This is a genomic window from Brassicibacter thermophilus (genome assembly GCF_055378355.1).
Map to the genome: position 1 here is coordinate 701,127 of NZ_AP042446.1, position 21,666 is coordinate 722,792.

The 21,666-nt window shown below is 31.0% G+C and carries 18 protein-coding genes and 2 riboswitches; of the genes, 14 read left to right on the forward strand and 4 right to left on the reverse strand.

Annotated features, from left to right (window positions below):
• The first annotated feature begins 12 nt into the window (after window positions 1-12).
• Window positions 13-2,163: an ABC transporter ATP-binding protein gene (locus ACZ41D_RS03375; RefSeq protein ID WP_464152521.1), complete on the forward strand. Its 2,151-nt coding sequence runs from the start codon at window positions 13-15 to the stop codon at window positions 2,161-2,163.
• On the forward strand, window positions 2,160-4,013 hold the full coding sequence (locus ACZ41D_RS03380) for an ABC transporter ATP-binding protein (RefSeq protein WP_464152522.1): 1,854 nt from the start codon (window positions 2,160-2,162) through the stop codon (window positions 4,011-4,013). The genes ACZ41D_RS03375 and ACZ41D_RS03380 overlap by 4 nt, the downstream gene beginning before the upstream one ends.
• A gap of 43 nt (window positions 4,014-4,056) precedes the next feature.
• Here ACZ41D_RS03380 and ACZ41D_RS03385 read toward each other — a convergent pair whose 3' ends face one another.
• Window positions 4,057-4,530: an MATE family efflux transporter gene (locus ACZ41D_RS03385; protein ID WP_464152523.1), complete on the reverse strand. Its 474-nt coding sequence runs from the start codon at window positions 4,528-4,530 to the stop codon at window positions 4,057-4,059.
• Window positions 4,531-4,587: 57 nt separating this feature from the next.
• Window positions 4,588-5,970, reverse strand: a complete 1,383-nt coding sequence (locus ACZ41D_RS03390; protein WP_464152524.1) for an ISLre2 family transposase — start codon at window positions 5,968-5,970, stop codon at window positions 4,588-4,590.
• 382 nt (window positions 5,971-6,352) lie between these two features.
• On the opposite strand from ACZ41D_RS03390, the gene ACZ41D_RS03395 reads away from it, so the two are divergent.
• The 7 genes from ACZ41D_RS03395 to ACZ41D_RS03425 all read left to right on the forward strand — a co-directional run bounded on the left by ACZ41D_RS03395 (window position 6,353) and on the right by ACZ41D_RS03425 (window position 12,687).
• Window positions 6,353-6,793 (forward strand): hypothetical protein, encoded by a 441-nt coding sequence (locus ACZ41D_RS03395; protein WP_464152526.1) that lies wholly within the window; start codon window positions 6,353-6,355, stop codon window positions 6,791-6,793.
• A 131-nt stretch (window positions 6,794-6,924) separates the two neighbouring features.
• Window positions 6,925-7,266 carry an N-acetylmuramoyl-L-alanine amidase gene (locus ACZ41D_RS03400; protein WP_464152528.1) on the forward strand — a complete coding sequence of 114 codons (342 nt, stop codon included), beginning with the start codon at window positions 6,925-6,927 and terminating at the stop codon, window positions 7,264-7,266.
• A gap of 44 nt (window positions 7,267-7,310) precedes the next feature.
• Window positions 7,311-7,646, forward strand: a complete 336-nt coding sequence (locus tag ACZ41D_RS03405) for an N-acetylmuramoyl-L-alanine amidase (RefSeq protein WP_464153109.1) — start codon at window positions 7,311-7,313, stop codon at window positions 7,644-7,646.
• A 420-nt stretch (window positions 7,647-8,066) separates the two neighbouring features.
• Window positions 8,067-8,312: a (2Fe-2S) ferredoxin domain-containing protein gene (locus ACZ41D_RS03410; RefSeq protein ID WP_464152529.1), complete on the forward strand. Its 246-nt coding sequence runs from the start codon at window positions 8,067-8,069 to the stop codon at window positions 8,310-8,312.
• 2 nt (window positions 8,313-8,314) lie between these two features.
• A complete protein-coding gene (locus tag ACZ41D_RS03415) occupies window positions 8,315-10,039 on the forward strand; it encodes a [Fe-Fe] hydrogenase large subunit C-terminal domain-containing protein (protein WP_464152530.1) in 1,725 nt (574 codons plus the stop codon).
• Window positions 10,036-11,208 carry a SpoIIE family protein phosphatase gene (locus tag ACZ41D_RS03420; RefSeq protein WP_464152531.1) on the forward strand — a complete coding sequence of 391 codons (1,173 nt, stop codon included), beginning with the start codon at window positions 10,036-10,038 and terminating at the stop codon, window positions 11,206-11,208. The genes ACZ41D_RS03415 and ACZ41D_RS03420 overlap by 4 nt, the downstream gene beginning before the upstream one ends.
• 18 nt (window positions 11,209-11,226) lie before the next feature.
• Complete coding sequence (locus ACZ41D_RS03425) at window positions 11,227-12,687, forward strand: 4Fe-4S dicluster domain-containing protein (protein ID WP_464152532.1); 1,461 nt, start codon at window positions 11,227-11,229, stop codon at window positions 12,685-12,687.
• Window positions 12,688-12,767: 80 nt separating this feature from the next.
• Here ACZ41D_RS03425 and ACZ41D_RS03430 read toward each other — a convergent pair whose 3' ends face one another.
• On the reverse strand, window positions 12,768-13,901 hold the full coding sequence (locus ACZ41D_RS03430) for an aldo/keto reductase (RefSeq protein ID WP_464152533.1): 1,134 nt from the start codon (window positions 13,899-13,901) through the stop codon (window positions 12,768-12,770).
• 213 nt (window positions 13,902-14,114) lie between these two features.
• Window positions 14,115-14,208: riboswitch (glycine riboswitch) on the forward strand.
• A gap of 2 nt (window positions 14,209-14,210) precedes the next feature.
• Window positions 14,211-14,288, forward strand: a riboswitch (glycine riboswitch).
• Window positions 14,289-14,467: 179 nt separating this feature from the next.
• Between ACZ41D_RS03430 and gcvT the strand changes: the two genes are divergently transcribed.
• From gcvT to lpdA, 5 genes are all read left to right on the forward strand, one after another.
• Window positions 14,468-15,574, forward strand: coding sequence for a glycine cleavage system aminomethyltransferase GcvT (gene gcvT, locus ACZ41D_RS03435; RefSeq protein WP_464152534.1), 1,107 nt, complete (start codon window positions 14,468-14,470; stop codon window positions 15,572-15,574).
• A 197-nt stretch (window positions 15,575-15,771) separates the two neighbouring features.
• The gene (gcvH, locus tag ACZ41D_RS03440) at window positions 15,772-16,155 is read left to right on the forward strand and encodes a glycine cleavage system protein GcvH (protein WP_464152535.1); all 384 of its coding nucleotides are present in this window, start codon (window positions 15,772-15,774) and stop codon (window positions 16,153-16,155) included.
• Window position 16,156: 1 nt separating this feature from the next.
• Window positions 16,157-17,503 carry an aminomethyl-transferring glycine dehydrogenase subunit GcvPA gene (gene gcvPA / locus ACZ41D_RS03445; RefSeq protein WP_464152536.1) on the forward strand — a complete coding sequence of 449 codons (1,347 nt, stop codon included), beginning with the start codon at window positions 16,157-16,159 and terminating at the stop codon, window positions 17,501-17,503.
• Entirely contained in the window at window positions 17,500-18,960 is a 1,461-nt protein-coding gene (gcvPB, locus tag ACZ41D_RS03450) for an aminomethyl-transferring glycine dehydrogenase subunit GcvPB (RefSeq protein WP_464152537.1), read from the forward strand. The genes gcvPA and gcvPB overlap by 4 nt, the downstream gene beginning before the upstream one ends.
• Before the next feature lie 29 nt (window positions 18,961-18,989).
• Entirely contained in the window at window positions 18,990-20,393 is a 1,404-nt protein-coding gene (lpdA, locus tag ACZ41D_RS03455) for a dihydrolipoyl dehydrogenase (protein ID WP_464152538.1), read from the forward strand.
• A gap of 53 nt (window positions 20,394-20,446) precedes the next feature.
• On the opposite strand, the gene ACZ41D_RS03460 is transcribed toward lpdA, so the two are convergent.
• Complete coding sequence (locus tag ACZ41D_RS03460; RefSeq protein ID WP_464152539.1) at window positions 20,447-21,547, reverse strand: AI-2E family transporter; 1,101 nt, start codon at window positions 21,545-21,547, stop codon at window positions 20,447-20,449.
• Window positions 21,548-21,666 lie beyond the last annotated feature (119 nt).

Consider the following 21,666-nt stretch of genomic DNA (forward strand, 5'->3'; position numbering starts at 1 on the left):
TAGGAGGGTTTTATGATAAGGCTAATTAAAGAATTCAAGCCATTTGTAGTATCAATAATTGTTGTAATAGCATTGTTATTTCTTCAAGCTAGTACAGAGCTTGCTTTGCCTGACTATATGTCAAAGATAGTTAATATAGGTATACAACAAAATGGCATAGAAGACGTAGTACCTGAAGTAATGAAAGCTGATACTATGGATAAGATTCAAATATTTTTGAATGAAGAAGAAAAATATTTATTAATGAATAGTTATAAAATGATTGATAAAGACAATTTAAGTGAAGAAGAATATGAAGATTATGTTAAAAAATATCCAGCTTTAAAAGATGAAAGTTTGTTTATATTAAACACAAATTCAGAAGAAGCTATAGATGAGATGAATTCATTTTTAGGCAAGGCTTTCCTTATTATATCAGGAGTTGAAGAAGGTGCACCACAAGGGATTGCATCACAAAATATGGGAGATAATCCTTTTGCAAATCTACCTGAAAGTATGGTATCTCAATCTGCTGTTAACTATATAAAGTCTGAATATGAAGATATAGGTATAGACATAAATAAAAATCAGTCAAACTATATTTTGTATATAGGCAGTATTATGCTTTTAATTTCACTTATTGGTATGGCAGCGTCTATTTCTGTAGGTTTTTTAGCTTCGAAAGTTTCATCAGCCCTTGCTAGAAACTTGAGAGATAAGGTATTTAATAAAGTAACTGCTTTTTCAAACAGAGAGTTTAATGATTTTTCAACAGCTTCATTAATAACTAGAAGCACTAATGATATTCAACAGGTACAGACTTTTACAGTAATGATGATGAGAATGGTATTTTATGCTCCAATATTAGGTATTGGAGGTATTATTAGAGCACTAAGTACAAATACATCAATGGCGTGGATAGTTGCTGTAGGAGTTATGGCTATTCTTACCTTAGTTATAGTTTTATTTTCTGTAGCTATACCGAGATTCAAAAAGCTGCAAAAGCTTGTTGATAAAGTCAATCGTGTAATGAGAGAATCACTTAACGGAATGTTAGTTATTAGAGCATTTAATACTCAAAAAATTGAGGAAAATAAATTTGATGGTGCAAATAAAGATTTAACAAAAACACATCTCTTTGTTTCAAGGTTAATGACGGTTATGATGCCTACAATGATGTTAATTATGAATGCTATTACTTTGTTAATAGTTTGGGTAGGAGCTCATGAAATCGAAAATGGTGCTATACAGGTAGGAGATATGATGGCATTTATGCAATATACAATGCAGATAATTATGTCATTCTTTATGGTATCAATGGTTTCAATAATGCTGCCAAGAGCTTCCGTATCAGCCCAGAGAGTTACTGAAGTATTAGACAAAGAACTTACAATATTAGATCCTGTAAATCCAAAAGAGACTAGACAAGATATGAAGGGACTTTTAGAATTTAAGAATGTCAGTTTCAAATATCCTGGAGCAGAGGGATGTGTTCTTGAAGATATATCATTTACTGCAAGACCAGGAGAAACAATTGCTTTTATAGGAAGTACTGGAAGTGGGAAATCTACTTTAGTTAATTTAATTCCAAGGTTTTATGACGTTACTGAAGGGCAAATTACTTTAGATGGTGTAGATATAAGAGATATTAAACTCCACGATTTAAGAGAGAGGATTGGCTACGTTCCACAAAAAGGTGTATTATTTACCGGCACTATAGAGAGTAATATTAAATATGGAAAAAATACTGATGCAAGTGATGACGATGTTCAAAAAGCAATAGAAATAGCTCAAGCCAAAGAATTTATTGATGAGAAAGAACTAGGGATATTAACTGAGATATCTCAAGGAGGAACTAATGTATCAGGAGGGCAAAGACAAAGATTATCAATTGCCAGAGCTTTAGTGAAAAAACCAGAAGTATTTATATTCGATGATAGTTTTTCAGCTCTAGATTTTAAAACAGACGCTAAATTAAGAAAGGCGATGCACGAGGAAATAAAGGACAGCACTGTACTAATAGTTGCTCAGAGAATTAGTACCATAAAGAATGCTGAGAGAATAATAGTATTAGATGAAGGAAAGATAGTTGGATCAGGAACTCATAAAGAGCTTTTAAAAGGCTGTGATGTTTACAAGCAAATAGCTTTATCTCAACTATCGGAGGAGGAACTTGCTATATGAGTGAAAAAAATATGAGAAATCAAGGACCAAGAAGGGGTCATGGACCAATGGGGGGTCCAATGGTAGGAGGATTCGAAAAACCTAAGGATTTTAAGGGGACTTTTTCAAAGCTTTTTAACTATTTAAGCCCATATAAATTTAAACTTATCATTGTTTTGATATTTGCAATAGGAAGCACAGCTTTTTCTATAGCAGGACCTAAGATACTTGGAAAAGCTACAACAAAGATATATGAAGGATTAATTTCTAAGATATCAGGTGTTCCTGGTGGAGGAATTGACTTTGATTATATATTTAATATAGTTATGTTATTGGTAGGGCTATATATTATATCATCCTTGTTCTCCTATATACAAGGATTTATAGTAACTGGTGTCTCCCAAAAAGTATCGTATAAATTAAGAAAGGAAATATCAGAAAAGATAAATAAACTTCCTCTTAAGTATTTTGATTCTGTATCACATGGTGATGTACTATCTAGAGTAACTAATGATGTAGATACAGTAAGCCAGACTTTAAATCAAAGTATGAGTCAAATAATTACTTCTGCTATAACCCTTATAGGTGTTCTTATTATGATGATATCTATAAGTTGGCAGATGACTATAGCTGCTGTACTGATATTGCCTCTATCAATGGTTTTAATTATGGGAGTAATAAAGAAATCACAAAAATATTTCAAAGCTCAACAAAAATCTCTTGGTAAGGTTAATGGTCATATAGAAGAAATCTACGGTGGACACAACATAATGAAAGCTTTTAATGGAGAAGAAGAGGCTGTTGAAAAATTCAGAGATATAAATGAAGAGTTATATAATTCTGCATGGAAATCACAGTTTCTTTCTGGTATGATGATGCCCATAATGAATTTTATAGGGAATTTAGGATATGTAGCAGTTTCAATACTTGGTGGCTGGTTTGCAGTTAGAAAAGTTATAGAAGTGGGAGATATTCTTTCATTTATTCAATATGTTAGAAGCTTCAATCAACCTATAAGACAGGTAGCTCAGATTAGTAATATTCTTCAATCTACTGCTGCTGCAGCTGAGAGGGTGTTTGAATTTTTAGAGGAAGACGAAGAAGTTGAAGAAACAGAAAATCCTGTTAAGCTAGAAAATATAAAAGGAAGAGTTACATTTGAAAATGTTAGATTTGGATATAATGAAGATAAAATAATAATAAAAAATTTCTCTGCTGATATAAAACCAGGGCAAAAAGTTGCCATAGTAGGTCCTACAGGAGCAGGCAAAACTACTATTGTAAAACTTCTAATGAGATTTTACGATATTAATGAAGGGAAAATACTTGTTGATGGCCATGATATAAAAGAATTTACAAGGGAAGATTTAAGAGATAATTTTGGTATGGTTCTACAAGATACTTGGCTTTTCTCTGGAAGTATAATGGATAATATTAGGTATGGAAGATTAGACGCAGCAGATGAAGAAGTAATAAAAGCTGCAAAAGCAGCTCATGCAGATAGATTTATTCACACTTTGCCAGATGGATATAATATGATTATAAATGAAGAAGCCAACAACATATCTCAAGGACAAAAACAGCTTCTTACCATAGCTAGAGCAATACTTGCTGACCCTAGGATACTTATACTAGATGAAGCAACTTCTTCTGTTGATACAAGGACAGAAATATTAATCCAAAAAGCTATGGAAAATTTAATGAAAGGAAGAACATCTTTCATAATAGCACATAGGCTTTCGACTATAAGAGATGCAGATTTAATCCTTGTTATGAAAGATGGAGATATAATTGAACAAGGAACTCACGAGGAGCTATTAAGAAGGAAAGGTTTCTATGCAGAGCTTTACAATAGTCAATTTGCAGCATAAATAACTATAAAAAAACTCACCTTTAATTAGCAAAGGTGAGTTTTTAATCAATAAGAGCTTTTCCACGCCATTTACCTTTTTTATAGAAAATAGTAGTTATAACAGCACCAATTACCCAAGATAAAAGCAGTGAAATAAATGTTGACTCTGGTCTTCCAGTAGGATATGCTTCACTTCTAGTAAAATAAGCAATAGTATATGCTATTGGTACACGAACAACAACTGTAGTGATAAGAGAAATCCACATAGGGGTCATAGTATCACCTGCACCACGCATAACTCCAGACAGACTTTGTGTTACTGCCATTGCTATATATCCCACAGCTAAAATTCTCATCATATGCATGCTCAAGTCAACTAATTCTTTTGTATCTGTAAAAAAGCCCATAAGGTTTCTACCGAATACTAATATTAAGATAGTTATTGCAGTAGAAGTTCCAACAGAGATTAGAGTACCGTCTCTAGTTCCCTTATTTACTCTATCCATTTTTTTAGCACCGATGTTTGATAGTGTCAAGTTGTTGTAGGATAATTAAAGTTAAAGGTATCCCCTATCCTTTTGATACAAAACCAGCTATATAGCATACCCGCTCTGTTGTATGCCTTTTAATATAGTTGATATTGGAGTCTTTTTACCCATATTAAAAACAGGTATGTTATTTAGCTTCTCATACGTGGTTTTGCTAAATACTTCCTTAGCTTTCTTAATTGTCTCTAGCTTTATGTTGTATTGTTGTTTTGCTTTTGTAAAATGATTGGGAGTTATCTTTCCACCATTTTGACAATAAATCCTTATGTCGGCTATGGCTTTTAGCCCTTTCTTGCTCCAGCCCATAGGTCGAGAACTAAATCGGCTGGATAATACATGGCTAATATGACCCTCTGTGCAGCTACCATCTACTCCATCTTGTTTGTATATAGTGATAGCTTCCCAGTTGTTTTTTATGTAGTTTTTAAATTGATTTATTCTCTTTCGTTTTTTAGGACTTTGGACGTTATGCTTAAGTTCATCCACCAGTTTGCAAAATCTTGGCAAGTCACCTTCGTAAATACTGCTGTATATCGCTTTTCTGTATTGCTCTTGCCCTGCTGTAGCTTCAAGAATTGCTTTGTTTAGGTGGTATTTGTCTAGGACCATTTTGGATTTGGGTAACCATTCTTGGCCGGTCTTTATCCATAAGGCTCCGTCTCCGTGAATATAGATGCGTTTTAGATAGTCTATGTCATATCTATCGTAAATGTAGTTGGCAACTTTTAGCCATGTTTCTTCAAGGTCCTGGCCAAATCCGTGTATATGGTGGGGGTTTATGCATTCTCCGCGTTTTGCTGTTCTTTTTGTGCCTTCGTATATGGTAATCAGGGGAACTATGGCGTTTTTGCCATCTTGTAGGGCTACATGGTCTTCATCGGCATCTATGTGGAGAACTTGTACTTTTCGCTTTGGACCTTTAGTTTCTATCTTTAGTTTTTCTTCATTTAGTTTTCTTGTTTTGTTCATTACGGTTTGCCTGCTTACAATACCGCCGGTTGCATATTGACTGCTTTTTGCATAGGAGTTATCACTAGAGTACTCTACCATATCTGCTGCTACTGCAGTTGATACTCTATCATATGGATCAATTCCTAATGCCTCATCGATTAGGTGTACATATGTGCAACTTTTCTTATCATAAAAGTAGGTTCTGTTGTAAGTCAGTATACCAAACTTTGTTAAGATTTCTCGTTTGTCGTTATTTCGTTCTACCACAAGACCATTTTGTTTTCTCCATTTTTTATCCGCTTTTATCTCTTTATCAAGGCTTTCTGCATAGATTTTCATCATGTTTAGTATGAAGTCATAGGTGATGGTTTCTAGCCCGGTTTCTAGTTCTTCTAGTTTGTTTGTATGAGTTTCGCTCATAAAACTTAAGATTTTATTGATGAAATTTTTGCAGTTTTGTATTACAATAGTATTCACAAGAGATCCTCCTTTTTAATGGTTTTTTGTTGCTGATTCCATTGTATCAAAAAGTGAGGATCTCTTGTTCTTTTTATCTTTAAAATGTCCTACAATTATTTTACACTATGCTTCAACACTTTAGCATAATATCTTAGAAAAAGACTTTAAACTTGTTATTTTATAAAAAATGTAAATTTATTCTATATTAATGTAGAAATAATAATTGAAGGATAAATATAAGTAATATAGAATTATGAATAGAAATTTATAGAATGAGAAAATTGAATAATTAATGTGAGATCAAAATTTAATAAATTATTTTATTATGCAATTTTATGCAATTTCCTCGAATAATTAGTATATTGAATATTCCTATAATAAAATAGAAAGGGGAAAGGTTATGAGTGAAAATAATAAAATAAATTACGAAGCTAAAACATACATAACGTTTATTATTCTATTTTGTTTTATGATGCTTTTTATTTTGTTTTCTGTTGCGGTACTAAGTAAACATTATTCAGAACATATCGTAGTAAAACTAATATATTTAGACATTTGCATAGTTATGTTTATTATATCTTATATAATCAAGAAAAAGGAAAGAATATATTGGATTACATCGTATACATATAATGATGCAAAAAATATGGAACCTGAAAAACGTAAAATAATTAGTAATAGATTTTTTAGTGTTTTTGGAAAGACAATGGGTATCTTAATTATTTATTTAATAATTGGATTAGCAATAAATACATCATTTATTTTAGATACAGTAATATTTGTAATAGGAGTGCTTTATGCAGTAATATTTATGTCAATGTCACAAAATAAAGTAAAATAAGTGTTTATATGAGGAAATTGCATAATAAATTTAAGGAATGGTTTTATTTAATTGTAATATATATACATAAATTTCATATATTTTATATGTAAAGAAGGTAAGCAAACTCTTAATTTACATATAAGGAGTGATTGATTATTGTAATCACAATAAAAAAGAAGTATCTTATTATTTTACCTCTCATAATAATAGGATTTATTTTTTTTATACAAAAGTATGACCATTCTATTACAACATTTTATCTTCCTATAAATAATAAAGTTATAGTTATAGATCCAGGGCATGGTGGTATTGACCCAGGGGCAGTTGGAAAGTTAGATAAAACAGAAGATGAAATTAATCTAGATATTGCTTTGAGATTAAAGAGATTGTTAGAACATAATGGTGGTATTGTCATAATGACTAGAGAAGAGGATGTTGGACTATATACAGAAAAATCTAAGACTGTTCGAGAAAAAAGAATGAGGATTTAAGAAACAGACGAATATTAGCTAATGAAAGTGAGGGCGATATATTTATCACTATACACTTAAATAGTTTTCCACAGTCTAAATACTATGGCGCTCAAACCTTTTATAAAAAAAACTGTGAAAAAAGTAAGCAATTAGCTTTTATTATACAAGAAGAATTAAAAAATACTTTAGACGAAGAGAATAAAAGAGTTCCACAACCTAGAGAAAGCGTGTACTTACTAAGGGAAGTTGAGATGCCAGCAGTGTTAGTTGAATGTGGATTTTTATCTAATCCTTCTGAAGAAGTATTGTTAAGTACTAGTGAGTACAGAGAAAAAGTGGCATGGGCAATATATATTGGTATATTAAGGTATTTTAATGAATGTATAGATTGTGAATAAATTTCTGTGGATAATTTGGTAATTGTGGAAAACTTTTTTTATGTAAAGCATATTGCTCAAAAAATTGCAAAATTGGACAAACTATTGTTAACATAAGTTATCCACTAATAAATGTGGATAATGTGGATAAGGTGGATTTGTTTTTATATCAATAAAATAATATAAAAATGCTTGATAATTAATTAACAATAAGTTATACTTAAATTATTGATATATATATAAATATGAGGTAAAATATATAAAATTTTAAAAGAAAAATAAATAGGAAATTTACATAATTATTATAAAATTAAAACTTTATTTTTATACATATATGATTATATATGATGTAAAAAAAGGACCATACTGATTTTTTATTATTATGCAGTTTATACATAATAATAAGTTAAAAATTTAACTATTATAAATAGGAGGGATATAATGATAACCATAAATGTCTGCATCGGAAGTGCATGTCACTTAAAAGGGTCTTATAATGTGATAAAAAATCTTCAAAACATAATTAAAAATGAGCATTTAGAAGATAAAGTAACAGTTAAGGCTGCATTTTGTTTAGGTGAATGTACAAAAGCTGTTTCAGTTAAAGTTGATGATGGAGAAATTGTATCAGTTAAAGCAAATAATGTAGAGGAGTTTTTTGATAAGTACATTAGAGGGAGGTTATAGTCTTGGGCCTCTTAAATTTTAATGAAGCAAATTGTAAGCACTGTTATAAATGTTTAAGGGTTTGTCCTGTAAAAGCTATAAAATTTAAAAATGACCAAGCTGAAATTATTGAAGAAAGATGTATTGCTTGCGGACAATGTTTTTTAGCATGTCCTCAAAATGCTAGAAAAGTAAAAAGCAGTTTAGAACAAGTTAAAGAAGCTATTGCTCAAAAGAAAAAAGTGATAGCAACAGTTGCACCTTCTTTTGCTGGAGCATTTGATATAAGTGAAAGTGGTAAATTTGTTGCTGCATTAAAGAGATTAGGATTTTATGCAGTAGAAGAAACTGCCGTAGGAGCAGATGTAGTGTCTTTACTTTATAAAGATTATACTGAAAAATCTACAAAAAAGAACATTATAACAACAGCATGTCCTTCAGCTAATGAATTGATAGAGAAATATTTTCCTAGTTTAATTAAGTATATGATACCAGTTGTATCTCCTATGGTTGCACATGGAAAGATGATAAAATACTTTTATGGAATAGATGCTTTCGTAGCTTTTATAGGCCCATGTGTAGCTAAAAAAGTTGAGGCGATTGATGTTCAACATGATGACGTTATAGATGCAGTGCTTACATTTGAAGAGATGGATAATTGGCTTAAAGAAGAAAAAATAGATTTAAACAAATTGGAGCCTATACCATTTGACAAAACTGCTACTAAAAAAGGAAAGTTATATCCTGTAAATGGCGGTGTAGCTAATAGTTTTGTAGATGGAAGGATAAGGGAAAAATATGATGTTGTTACTGTCAACGGTATTGAGCAAAGTATAGAAACACTAAAGGCAATTGATAAAGGTGAAATCGAAGGAATTTTATTGGAAATTAATGTCTGTGAAGGTGGATGTGTCAATGGTTCGGGGATGCCGATAGACGGTACAAGTTACTTAAAAAGATTTTTGAGAGTAAAAAAATACGTTAATTCGGAAGATAACTATGAAAATAGTCAAAAGAGAAAGATACCTGAGGATTTATTATTTAGCAAAGGATTTGTAAACAAATCTATAGAAAAACCTAAAGCAAGTGAAGAAGAGATAAAGACTATAATGAGGAAGATGGGTAAATTTACACCTCAAGATGAGTTAAATTGCAGTGCTTGTGGGTATGGAACTTGTAGAGAAAAAGCTCAAGCAGTGTATGAAGGTATGGCAGAAATAAGTATGTGTATGCCATTTATGAAAAGTAAAGCAGAAAGGCTGTCAAATCAAATATTTGAAAATAGTCCTAATAGTATATTTATTGTTGACAACGAGATGAAGGTTGTTGAATTTAACCATGTGTCAGAGAGAATATTTAAGATAAAAGCTGATGATATTATTGGGAAGCCAATTTCAACAATAATAGATGATTTCGATTTTTATAAAGTAAAAGAAAATGAAAAGAATATTATATTAAAAAAGGTCAATTATCCTCAATATGATGTTATTATGCTTCAAAATATACTATATATTAAGGAACAAGATGTTTTTCTTGTTATAATGATTGATATAACTAATGAAGAAAAGAATAGAAATGAATTAAAAAAGGTGAAGGAAAACGCGCTAAATGCTGCACAAGATGTTATTCAAAAACAGATGAGAGTTGCGCAAGAAATTGCAGGATTATTAGGTGAAACTACCGCTGAAACAAAAGTAATACTTACTAAGCTAAAAAATGTTGTATTAGATGATGGTGATATAAAATGAAACCATATATAGATATTTCATATGATAGCATAAATAAATATGGTGAAGAACTTTGTGGCGATAATGTTGAAATAATAAAAAAAGATGATAGTGTAATTATAGTATTATCTGATGGGTTAGGAAGTGGAGTAAAAGCAAATATATTAGCTACTCTTACATCAAAGATTGCTATTACTATGCTAAAAGAAGGAGCTAGTATATATGAAACTGTTGATACTATAGTCCATACTCTACCTGTATGTAAAGTGAGAAATCTTGCTTACTCTACTTTTACAATACTTAAGGTCTATAATGACGGGAGAACATATATAGCTGAATATGATAATCCTCCTATATTTTTTATTAAAAACAGTAGACTAGGTTTCATTGATAAAAAAGAAACAATTATTAATGGGAAGGTAGTAAAGGAGAGCTATATTAATTTACAAGAAGGAGATTTATTGACTGTAATAAGCGACGGAGCAGTACACGCTGGAGTAGGAGGAGTATTAAATCTCGGCTGGCAGTGGAAAAATATAGCTCAATATTTATGCAAAGTCTCTGCAAAAGAAAAATGTGCAAAGAATATCTCTAGAAGCCTGATAGATACTTGTAGAACTTTGTATATGGATAAACCAGGTGATGATACTACTGTTGTATCTTTAAAAGTTAGGAAACCAGAAATTATTAATTTGTTTACAGGACCACCTAAAAATAGGGATAACGATAAGGAGTTTGTTAAAAGATTTATGATGAGTAATGGAAAAAAAGTTGTTTGTGGGGGGACTGCAGCTACAATTATTGCTAGAGAGCTTGATAAGGAAATAAAAACTAACTTAGATTTTATCGATCCTGATGTACCTCCTACTGCAAGTATAGAAGGAATAGATTTAGTTACAGAAGGTGTACTTACACTAAGTAAAGTTGTAGAAAAGATAAAAAGGTATATTAAATCCCCCTATAAAGATAATCAGCAATACAGTTTGAATCGAAAGGATGGAGCATCAAAATTAGCAAAGATGCTAATTGAGGATTGTACACATTTGAATTTATGGGTTGGCAAGGCTATAAATCCAGCTCACCAAAATCCTGATTTACCAATTGATTTAAGTATAAAATTAAAAGTTGTAAACCAGTTAAAAGAACTATTAGAGGGTTTGGGGATAAATATTAAAGTTATACATATATAGTTTTGTGAGGTGGTATAAGTGATAAAATTTGAAAGCAATGTTCAGAAAATAAAATTTGAAGTATTAAAGATAGTTTCAAAGTTAGCAATGAAAGGTTCATTAAAAGAAAATTATGATTTAATTCCTAAGATGCTTGTACCTGGTCCAAAGTCGAAAGATAGATGTTGTATATATAAAGAAAGAGCTATTGTTCAAGAAAGAGTAAAAATGGCCATGGGAGGAAATAAGAACAATAAAAATATTATTGAAGTTTTAGATGCAGCATGTGATGAATGCCCTGTAAATAGATTCGTTGTAACTGAAGCATGTAGAGGATGTTTAGCACATAGATGTTCAGAAGCTTGTCCTGTAGGAGCTATATATCATGTAGGTCAAAAAGCTCATATAGATTACGATAAATGTATTGAATGTGGTAAATGTAGTGAGGCTTGCCCTTATAATGCTATATCAGATGTTGCAAGACCTTGTAGAAGGGCTTGCCCAGCAGATGCTATATCTATAGATAAGGATAAAAAAGCAGTTATTGATAATGATAAATGTATACAATGTGGAGCTTGTGTTTTTCAGTGCCCATTTGGAGCAATTACAGATAAGTCAAGTATTGTAGAAGTAATAGATTTATTAAACAAAGGGAAGAAAGATGACAATGTTCATGTTTATGCTATAGTTGCTCCTTCTATATCAAGCCAGTTTCCATTTGCTAAAATTGAGCAGGTAATATGTGGTATTAAGAAATTAGGATTTTACGATGTAGTAGAGGTGGCTCTTGGGGCTGATATGGTTGCTTTGCATGAAGCTGAAGAACTTGCAGAGATGGTTAATTATAAAGATTTTATTACTACTTCTTGTTGCCCAGCTTTTGTATCTTATATTAAGAAAAATTATCCAGAATTAGTGGATAATATTTCAAAAACTGTTTCTCCAATGATTGCAATATCAAGACTTATTAAACATATGGATAAGAAAGCTAAAGTAGTATTTATTGGACCATGTACTGCAAAAAAAGCAGAAATTATGGAAGAAGATATTAAAGGAGATACTGATTATGTTATTACATTTGAAGAGTTAGCTGCAATGATAGAAGCAGCAGATATAAATCTTGAAAAATGTAATGATGGACTATTAAATAATGCATCTTTCTATGGAAGAATATTTGCAAGAGCTGGAGGAGTAACAGAAGCTATAGAGCATGTAATAAAAGAAAATGAAATTGATTTAGATTTTAAACCAATTAGTTGTGATGGAATAAAAGAATGTGATAAAGCACTTAAAATAGCAAAATTAGGAAGATTTAAGGGTAATTTTATAGAAGGAATGGCTTGCCAAGGAGGTTGTATAGGGGGACCTGCATCATTACACCATGGACCTAAGGATAAAAAAGAGGTAGATAAATATGGTAAAATGGCATTAGAACAAAATGTACAAGATTCACTAAGGATATTCGAAATAGGTAAGATAGATTTAAGCAGGGGTAAATAAACCCTTGCTTAAATCTATTTTTACTATACAAATTTCTCTATAGAGATCCAACTTCAATTATCATAACTTTGGAAATAAACTTATTTTAATACTTCATGTGCTTCTTTGAGATATTGTCTTATAGGAAGATTTTGTGGACATTGTTTCTCGCATTTCCCACATTCTATACATTGAGATGCATCTTTTTTTGATTTACTCATATTTGCATAAGATTTTTGTGATTTCTCTAATTCATCATACACAAATGCATTATTATAAAGTTCAAATACATCAGGTATAGAAACATTATTTGGGCAAGGCATACAGTAATTACAACCAGTACATCCAACTTTTATTTTTTCATTGTATATTTTTTTTACTTTATTAATCAAATCTAGTTCTTCTACAGTTAATGAATTAGGCAATGCATTTTCTACAGTTTTTATGTTTTCTTTTACTTGGTCAATTGTACTCATACCACTTAAAACAACCTTTACTTCTGGGTGGTTAAGAACCCATCTTAGTGCCCATTCTGCAGGACTTCTTTTCACTTTAGCTTTCTCCCATATTTCGCCTATTTCTTTTGAAGGCTTTTTAGCAAGCTTCCCACCTTTTATTGGTTCCATTACTACAACTGAAATATTTTTAGAAGCAGCATATTTTAATCCTTCTATACCTGCTTGGTAATTGTCATCCATATAGTTTAGCTGTATTTGGCAAAAATCCCAGTCGTATGAATCAACTATTTCTTTGAACAACTCGATATTATCATGGAATGAAAAACCTATATATTTTATTCTTCCATCATCTAAAGCTCTTTTGACAAAGTCAAATACTTTTAGCTCATTTATCTTATTCCATAATTTTTTATTTAAAGTATGCAAAAGATAGAAGTCTACATAGTCTGTATTAAGTTTTTCAAGTTGCTCATTTAAGTACTTATCAAAGTCTTCATGTTCTTTTACTAGCCAAACAGGTGATTTAGTAGCAAGCTTAATTTTTTCTCTATATCCGTTTTTTAAAGCTTTACCTACTAATATTTCACTGTTTTTGTTATGGTAAGGATAAGCAGTGTCTATGTAATTTACTCCATTATCTATTGCATATCTTATCATTTCAATAGCTTTTTTTTCATCAATTTTACCTTGGTCATTATCTATTATAGGTAATCTCATACAGCCAAATCCTAATACTGACATATTCAAATTATCCTTAGTAAAACTCCTGTATTGCATATGTACGCCTCCTTTTAAATAAGATGTATAGGTATTTAATTTAATGGTTTGAGGAAATTGCATAATAAAATAATTTAAGAAATTTTGCAGTAATTATACAAGTTTATCATTTTTATAATATCATATTTTTTTTATTATAACAAAAAAAGTGTTGAAGTTTTCAGAAAAATATATTATCATGAAAATGAGTTCAACAATAAAACATTATACCAGATGAAGGTAACGAGAGATGCCCTTTTGGGAGCCGAAGAAGCAATATGTATTTGTGTACATAGAATCTTTCAGGCAAAAGTATCGTTATTGGATGGACCTCTGGAAAGTTCAGAAATGACACCGTAGGAGCAATACAGTATTATCTGTAGAAACTCTCAGGTTTGCATACAGGGGATATGATAACATATCTAAATGTGTATATCATGTCCCTTTATTATTTTAAAGGATATATGATATACATGTATCCTTTTTTTAGTGCATATTATTAATGTTATGATAATTAATTAAAAGAAAAATATGTTTATAATTTAGAATTTTGTAGAAAGAATAATAATAAGGAGGGAGGAAGTAAAATGGGGAGTTCTAAAAAAACAGCTCTTTACGAAATTCATTTAAAACATGGTGGCAAGATAGTAAATTATGCAGGATGGTCATTACCCGTTCAGTATGAGGGAATAATACCAGAACATAATGCAGTAAGGACTAAAGCAGGTATTTTTGATGTATCTCACATGGGAGAAATTGAGGTAAAAGGAAAGGATGCATTTAAATATGTTCAAAATCTAGTAACTAATGATATTTCGACTCTTAATGACAACCAAGTAATATATAGCTTTATGTGTTATCCTGATGGTGGGGTAGTTGACGATTTACTTATTTATAAGTTTTCTAATGAACACTATTATCTAGTAGTAAATGCTGCAAATGTTGACAAAGACTACCAATGGATGCTTGACAATAAAGCTGAATTTGATGTAGATATATTAAATGTTTCTGATCAAATTTCTGAAGTAGCACTTCAAGGCCCTAAGGCACAAGAGATACTTCAAAAACTTACAGATACAGATTTATCCCAAATTAAATTTTTCTATTGCAATAGAGATGTAAATATTGCTGGGGTAAAATGTTTAGTGTCGAGGACAGGATATACTGGAGAAGATGGATTTGAAATTTACACAAGCAATGACCAAATTTCAAAAGTGTGGAATGAAATTATAAATGTAGGAAAAGGGCTTGGGTTAAAACCAGCAGGGCTAGGTGCAAGAGATACATTAAGGTTTGAAGCAACATTACCTCTTTATGGGCATGAGATTTCTAAGGACATTACACCATTAGAAGCTGGGTTAGGTTACTTTGTAAAACTCAATAAGGAAAATTTTATCGGTAAAGACGCATTAGTAAAACAAAAAGAGGAAGGATTACAAAGGAAACTTGTCGGATTTGAGATGAAAGGAAGAGGTATTCCAAGGGAATTTTATGATGTATTTGTTGAAGGAAAAAAAATTGGATTTGTTACTACGGGATATTTTTCACCTACATTAAAGAAAAATATAGGATTAGCTTTAATTGAATCAAAATACGCAAAGTTAGGTAATGAAATAGAGATAATGATTAGAAAAAAACCTGTCAAAGCAGAAATTATTGACAAACGTTTTTATAAGAAAAACTATAAGAAATAATTTTAATTTCTCAAATTAACAAAAAATAAACAATATTTAATTTATTTATAGGTAAACGGATTTTAAAAGTAAGGTATATATAATTAAAGAGTTAAAATTATTTGCTTATAATTACTATTAATTATCATGAATTTATTTTTAAAATGTAGTAAAATATATGTATAAAATATGTATAAAATAATAAAGGAGGAATTTATATGAATATTTTGAAGGATTTGCTTTATACAAAAGATCATGAATGGGTAAAGGTTGAAGGAGATAAGGCTTATATAGGTATAACAGACTTTGCACAGCATAATTTAGGAGATATAGTTTATGTTGAACTTCCAGAAGTAGATGATGAATTTAGCAAAGAAGAATCATTTGCAGTAATTGAATCTGTTAAAGCTGCCTCAGATTCATATATGCCTATAGATGGAAAAGTTTTAGAAATAAACGAAGAAGTAATTGATGAACCAAGTTTATTAAACGAAGACCCATATAAAAACTGGTTAATATGTGTTGAGATAAAAGATAGTTCACAATTAGATGAATTACTATCACCAGGGGATTATGAAAAATTATGTGATGAGGAGGCATAAAATGTTCCCATATATACCCAACACTGCTGATGATGAAAAGAAGATGCTAGATAGTTTGGGATTAAATTCGATAGAAGATCTATTTAAAGATATTCCTGATGAGATTAGATTAAAGAGAGAGTTAAACATTGGAAAACCAATGTCAGAAGAAGAAATAAGAAAGCACGTAGGAGCATTAAGCAAAAAAAATAGAAGTACAGACGATTTAGTTTGTTTCTTAGGAGCAGGAGCATATGATCATTATATACCTTCTGTTGTAGACCATGTTATTTCAAGGTCAGAATTTTATACAGCATATACACCATATCAAGCAGAAATAAGTCAAGGGACACTTCAAGTCATATTTGAATATCAGACTTTGATTTGTAATTTAACAGGTATGGATGTTGCAAATGCTTCTATGTATGATGGGGCAAGTGCATTAGCTGAAGCAGCTATTATGGCAGCAGTTCAAACACGAAAAAACAAGGTAATCGTTTCAAAAACTGTCCATCCGGAATCAATAGCTGTATTAAAGACATATGCTAAAAGTCGTGATATTGAAGTAGTTGAAGTAGAAGAAAAAGAAGGAGTTACTGATTTAGAAGTTTTGAAAAGTGAAATAACTGATGATATAGCTGCAGTAATAGTACAAAATCCGAACTTTTTCGGTATAATTGAAGATATTGATGAAGTTGAAAAAATTACTCATAGTAAGAAAAAAGCAATGCTTATAATGAGTGTAGATCCTATATCTCTAGGAATATTAAAATCTCCTGGAGAATATGGTGCTGATATAGTAGTTGGCGAAGGTCAATCTTTAGGTAATAGCTTAAACTATGGTGGACCTTATTTAGGATTTATGGCAGCAAGTAAAAAATTGATGAGAAAAATGCCAGGTAGAATAGTAGGGCAGACTGTTGACAAAGAAGGGAATAGAGCATTTGTTCTTACCCTTCAAGCTAGAGAACAACATATAAGAAGAGAAAAGGCTACTTCAAATATATGTTCTAATCAAGGATTAAACGCTCTTGCAGCGACAGTTTACCTTTCAACTTTGGGGAAACAAGGTATTAAAGAAGTAGCTCGGCAGTGTGTTCAAAAATCTCATTATGCATTTAAGGAAATTACAAAGCTAGGAAAATATAAGGCAACATTTAAAAAACCTTTCTTCAAGGAATTTGCAATAAGCAGTGAGATAAGTAGTGAAACGATAAATAAAAAATTAATTTACAATGGAATACTTGGAGGGTATGATCTTTCTAAGAACTATTCCCAGTATAAAAATTCTCTCCTCTATTGTGTAACTGAAAAGAGAACAAAAAACGAAATAGATGATCTAGTAAAGGTATTGGAGGGGATAGAATGAAAAAGTATGATAAATTGATATTTGAGATTTCTAAGCCTGGTAGAGTAGCCTATTCTTTACCTGAATGTGATGTTCCTGATATAGATATAGAAGAAGCTATACCTAAGGATTATTTAAGTAATAGAGAACTAGATCTTCCAGAGGTCAGCCAAGTAGACTTAATAAGACATTTTACTTTGCTGTCAAATAAAAATTATGGAGTAGATACTGGATTTTATCCATTAGGGTCATGCACAATGAAATATAATCCTAAGATTAATGAAGATATGGCTAGATTAAAAGGATTTACAAATATACATCCATATCAGCCAGAAGATACAGTACAAGGTGCATTAGAGCTTATGTATGAGTTAGATAGATTTCTATCAGAAATAACAGGAATGGAAAGAGTTACTTTACAACCTGCAGCTGGAGCTCACGGAGAGTTAACAGGGCTTATGATAATCAAGGCATACCATCGAAGTAGAGGAGATATGAAGAGAAAGAAAATTATAGTTCCAGATTCGGCACATGGAACGAATCCTGCTAGTGCATCGATGAACGGTTTTGATGTAGTAGAAGTAAAATCAAATAAAGAAGGATTAGTTGATATTGATAGTTTAAAAGAGGTACTAGACGATGAAGTTGCAGGTTTGATGCTTACAAATCCAAATACTTTAGGATTATTTGAGAAAAATATAAAGGAAATAGCAGAGTTAGTACACGAGGCTGGAGGATTATTATACTACGATGGAGCAAATGCTAATGCTATAATGGGTATTACAAGACCTGGAGACATGGGATTTGATGTAGTTCACTTAAATCTTCACAAAACATTTTCAACTCCTCATGGAGGAGGAGGGCCTGGAAGCGGTCCTGTAGGAGTAAGAAAGGACTTAGTTAAATTTTTACCTGTACCTGTGATTGAAAAAGAAGGCGATAGATATATCCTTGATTATGATAGACCAGATTCTATAGGTAAGGTAAAGAGTTTTTATGGTCATTTTGGCGTTATTGTTAGAGCTTACACATATATATTATCTATGGGCGGAGAAGGACTTAAGAGAGCTAGTCAAATGGCTGTACTCAATGCAAATTATTTAAAGGAAAAACTAAAAGATTATTATAACCTTCCAATAGATAATGTATGTAAGCATGAGTTTGTTTTAGCAGGGCTTAAAGGTAAGGATCTTGAAGTAACTACATTGGATGTAGCTAAGAGGTTATTAGATTTAGGATATCATCCTCCAACAATATATTTTCCTCTTATTGTTAGTGAAGCAATAATGATAGAACCTACTGAGACAGAAAGCCTTGAAACTCTTGATGAGTTTATTGACGCTATGATTAGAATAGCTGAGGAAGCAGAAGAAAATGTAAGTACATTAAAGGAGGCTCCCCATAACACTGTAGTACGACGAGTAGACGAAGTTTTTGCAGCAAGGAATCCTGTGTTAAAATGGAAGAAAGAATGTTAGTATAAAAATTAACAAAGGTGGCGAGTGTTATGGGAAAGGATTTAATTATTATTGGTGGAGGCCCAGGGGGATATGTAGCAGCTATAAGAGCAGCTCAATTAGGTGCAGATGTGTGCCTTATTGAAAACAGGCGTTTGGGTGGCACCTGTTTAAATAGAGGCTGTATACCTACTAAAGCACTATTTAGAAATGCAGAAGTAATTAGCATGATGAAAGAATCAGAGCAATTTGGAGTAAGTGTAGAGAAATTTAATGTTGATGCACATAAGATTCAACAGAGGAAAAGAGATGTCGTTGAGCAGCTAGTAGGTGGGATAGAGAAATTAGTTTCATCGTATAAAAATATTGAATTTATTTCTGGTACAGGCACTATTATAGATAAAAATACTGTTCATGTAAAGACAAATGAAGGAGAAGAAAAAGACATAACAGCAAAAAATATTATTATTGCTACTGGGTCTGAAAGCTGTATGCCAGATATACCGGGAATAGATTTAGAAGGAGTTGTAGATAGCGACGGTATATTAGAATTTAAAGAAATTCCAAAGAGGCTTGTTGTAATAGGAGGAGGAGTAATAGGAGTAGAATTTGCAAGTATTTTTAATGGTATGGGTTCGAAAGTTACTCTAATAGCTTCTAGAATATTGAAAAATGTTGACAAAGATATATGCAGAAGACTTCCTTCATTTATGAAAAAACGAGGAATAGACGTCTATGTTGATATTAGAGCAAAAGAGATAGTAAAGACAGAAAACGGATTATTGGTTAAAGCTCAGTATAAAACAAAACCAAAACAAATAGAAGTTGAAGCAGATATGGTGTTAGTAGCTTCAGGAAGAAATCCTTTAATAAAAGGATTAAACCTTGAAAAAGTTGGTATAGCATATAGTGAAAAAGGGATTGAAGTAGACGAAAACTATGAGACAAACATAAAAGGTATATATGCTATAGGTGATGTTAATGGAGGAATACAGTTAGCTCATGTTGCTTCTCATCAAGGCATTTATGTAGTTGAAAGGATTATGGGATTAAATCCTCACAATAAACATGATATTGTGCCAAATTGTGTATTTACTTTTCCAGAAGTCGCGTTTGTAGGAGCAACTGAAGATGAGTTAAAAGAATCAGGGATAAATTATAATGTAAGTAAATTTATGTTTGGCGCAAATGGTAAAGCTTTAGCAATGGGAGAAACAGAAGGCTTTATAAAGGTTATTTCAAATGCAGATGATGACAGAATATTAGGAGTTTATATTATAGGTCCTCATGCATCTGATTTAATACATGAGGGAACTTTAGCAATAAATAAGGAATTGAATGTAGACGATATCAAAAACACTATTCATGCTCATCCTACTCTAAGTGAGGCTTTTGTTGAAGCTGTATTAGGGCTTAAAGGTGAAGCTATACATGTAGCACCTAGGAAAAGATAAATAAATTTAAAGCATAAATTAAGCTACCAATTATAATTGGTAGCTTAATTATCTTATTTAACAATGATATTTTTATCATTAATTTTTTTGCTAACAAATTTTTTAATCATTGCTTTAAATAATGCTGCAAATGGGACTGCTAATAGCATTCCCATGACTCCAAATAATCCTCCACCAATTATTATAGCAGATATTATCCAGAAAGGTCTAAGACCAACCTTAATCCCCATAATTTTAGGTCCAAGATATAGACCGTCAAATTGTTGTAGAGCTAATATGAATATTGCAACCCATAAAGCTTTAATTGGGTTATAGAATAATGTTATAAGGATAACAGGTATAGCACCTATAAAAGGTCCGAAATAAGGGATCATATTTGTTATGCCTATTATTGTTCCCATTACCAAAGGATAAGGGGTTTTTATTATAGTGCACCCAATGAAACAAATAATGCCTATTATTAATGAATCAATAAACTTACCAACTAGAAATTTTGAAAATATTTCATTTAATTCTCTTCCGTTTTCAATTATACTTTCAGCCATTTCTCGATTGAAAAATGCATAGATTACTCTTTTTCCATGTTTTTTAAAGTATTCTTTATCTTTTAAGATGTATATGGAAATAACTATTCCTAAAATAAAATTAAATACAGCAGATGTTATATTTATTACTTGAGAAATAGTTTTATTTATTACTGAATTTAGTGATTGATTTATTTGTTCCATCCAAGTATTAATATTTTTTTCAATATAATTTATAACTCCATATTTGTCTAGGTATTTAATAGTATCAGGTTGAGATGATATCCATTTTTCCGTTGATTTAATATAATTTGGAAAATCATTTGCAATATTTTTAATACTTTCAACTATCCTAGGTGTGATTATAGTAAAAACCAAAGTTATGATACCAAAAAACATAATATAAATTATAAGTATGTTCCAAACTCTTTTAAGTTTAAATTTGTTTTCTAAACCTACAAGAATTGGATTTAATAAATAAGATATAAAAAATGCCCATACAAAAGGATTTATTATTTTAGTAAATAAATCGTAGGATTTAGGATTATTAATAATCCTAAACAAAATGAAAGACACTATTAGCAAAGGCAATAGGCGGAAATAGCTGTGTTTTTTGTTTATGTTAATCACCCCTTAATATTTATTGCCTAAAATTATACTTCTTAAAACATTATATCATAATTTGAATAACATTACTTACAAAAATAAAGGAAAGATGATGACATGTTTACTCCACGATTTTTTTATTT

Excerpts from the sequence above, each read along its gene's own strand:
- ACZ41D_RS03380 (WP_464152522.1), top strand. The coding sequence starts at position 2,160 with ATGAGTGAAAAAAATATGAGAAATCAAGGACCAAGAAGGGGTCATGGA.
- gcvPA (WP_464152536.1), top strand. The coding sequence starts at position 16,157 with ATGTTCCCATATATACCCAACACTGCTGATGATGAAAAGAAGATGCTA.
- lpdA (WP_464152538.1), top strand. The coding sequence starts at position 18,990 with ATGGGAAAGGATTTAATTATTATTGGTGGAGGCCCAGGGGGATATGTA.
- ACZ41D_RS03410 (WP_464152529.1), top strand. The coding sequence starts at position 8,067 with ATGATAACCATAAATGTCTGCATCGGAAGTGCATGTCACTTAAAAGGG.
- ACZ41D_RS03430 (WP_464152533.1), bottom strand. The coding sequence starts at position 13,901 with ATGCAATACAGGAGTTTTACTAAGGATAATTTGAATATGTCAGTATTA.
- gcvT (WP_464152534.1), top strand. The coding sequence starts at position 14,468 with ATGGGGAGTTCTAAAAAAACAGCTCTTTACGAAATTCATTTAAAACAT.
- ACZ41D_RS03395 (WP_464152526.1), top strand. The coding sequence starts at position 6,353 with ATGAGTGAAAATAATAAAATAAATTACGAAGCTAAAACATACATAACG.
- gcvH (WP_464152535.1), top strand. The coding sequence starts at position 15,772 with ATGAATATTTTGAAGGATTTGCTTTATACAAAAGATCATGAATGGGTA.
- ACZ41D_RS03420 (WP_464152531.1), top strand. The coding sequence starts at position 10,036 with ATGAAACCATATATAGATATTTCATATGATAGCATAAATAAATATGGT.
- ACZ41D_RS03375 (WP_464152521.1), top strand. The coding sequence starts at position 13 with ATGATAAGGCTAATTAAAGAATTCAAGCCATTTGTAGTATCAATAATT.
- gcvPB (WP_464152537.1), top strand. The coding sequence starts at position 17,500 with ATGAAAAAGTATGATAAATTGATATTTGAGATTTCTAAGCCTGGTAGA.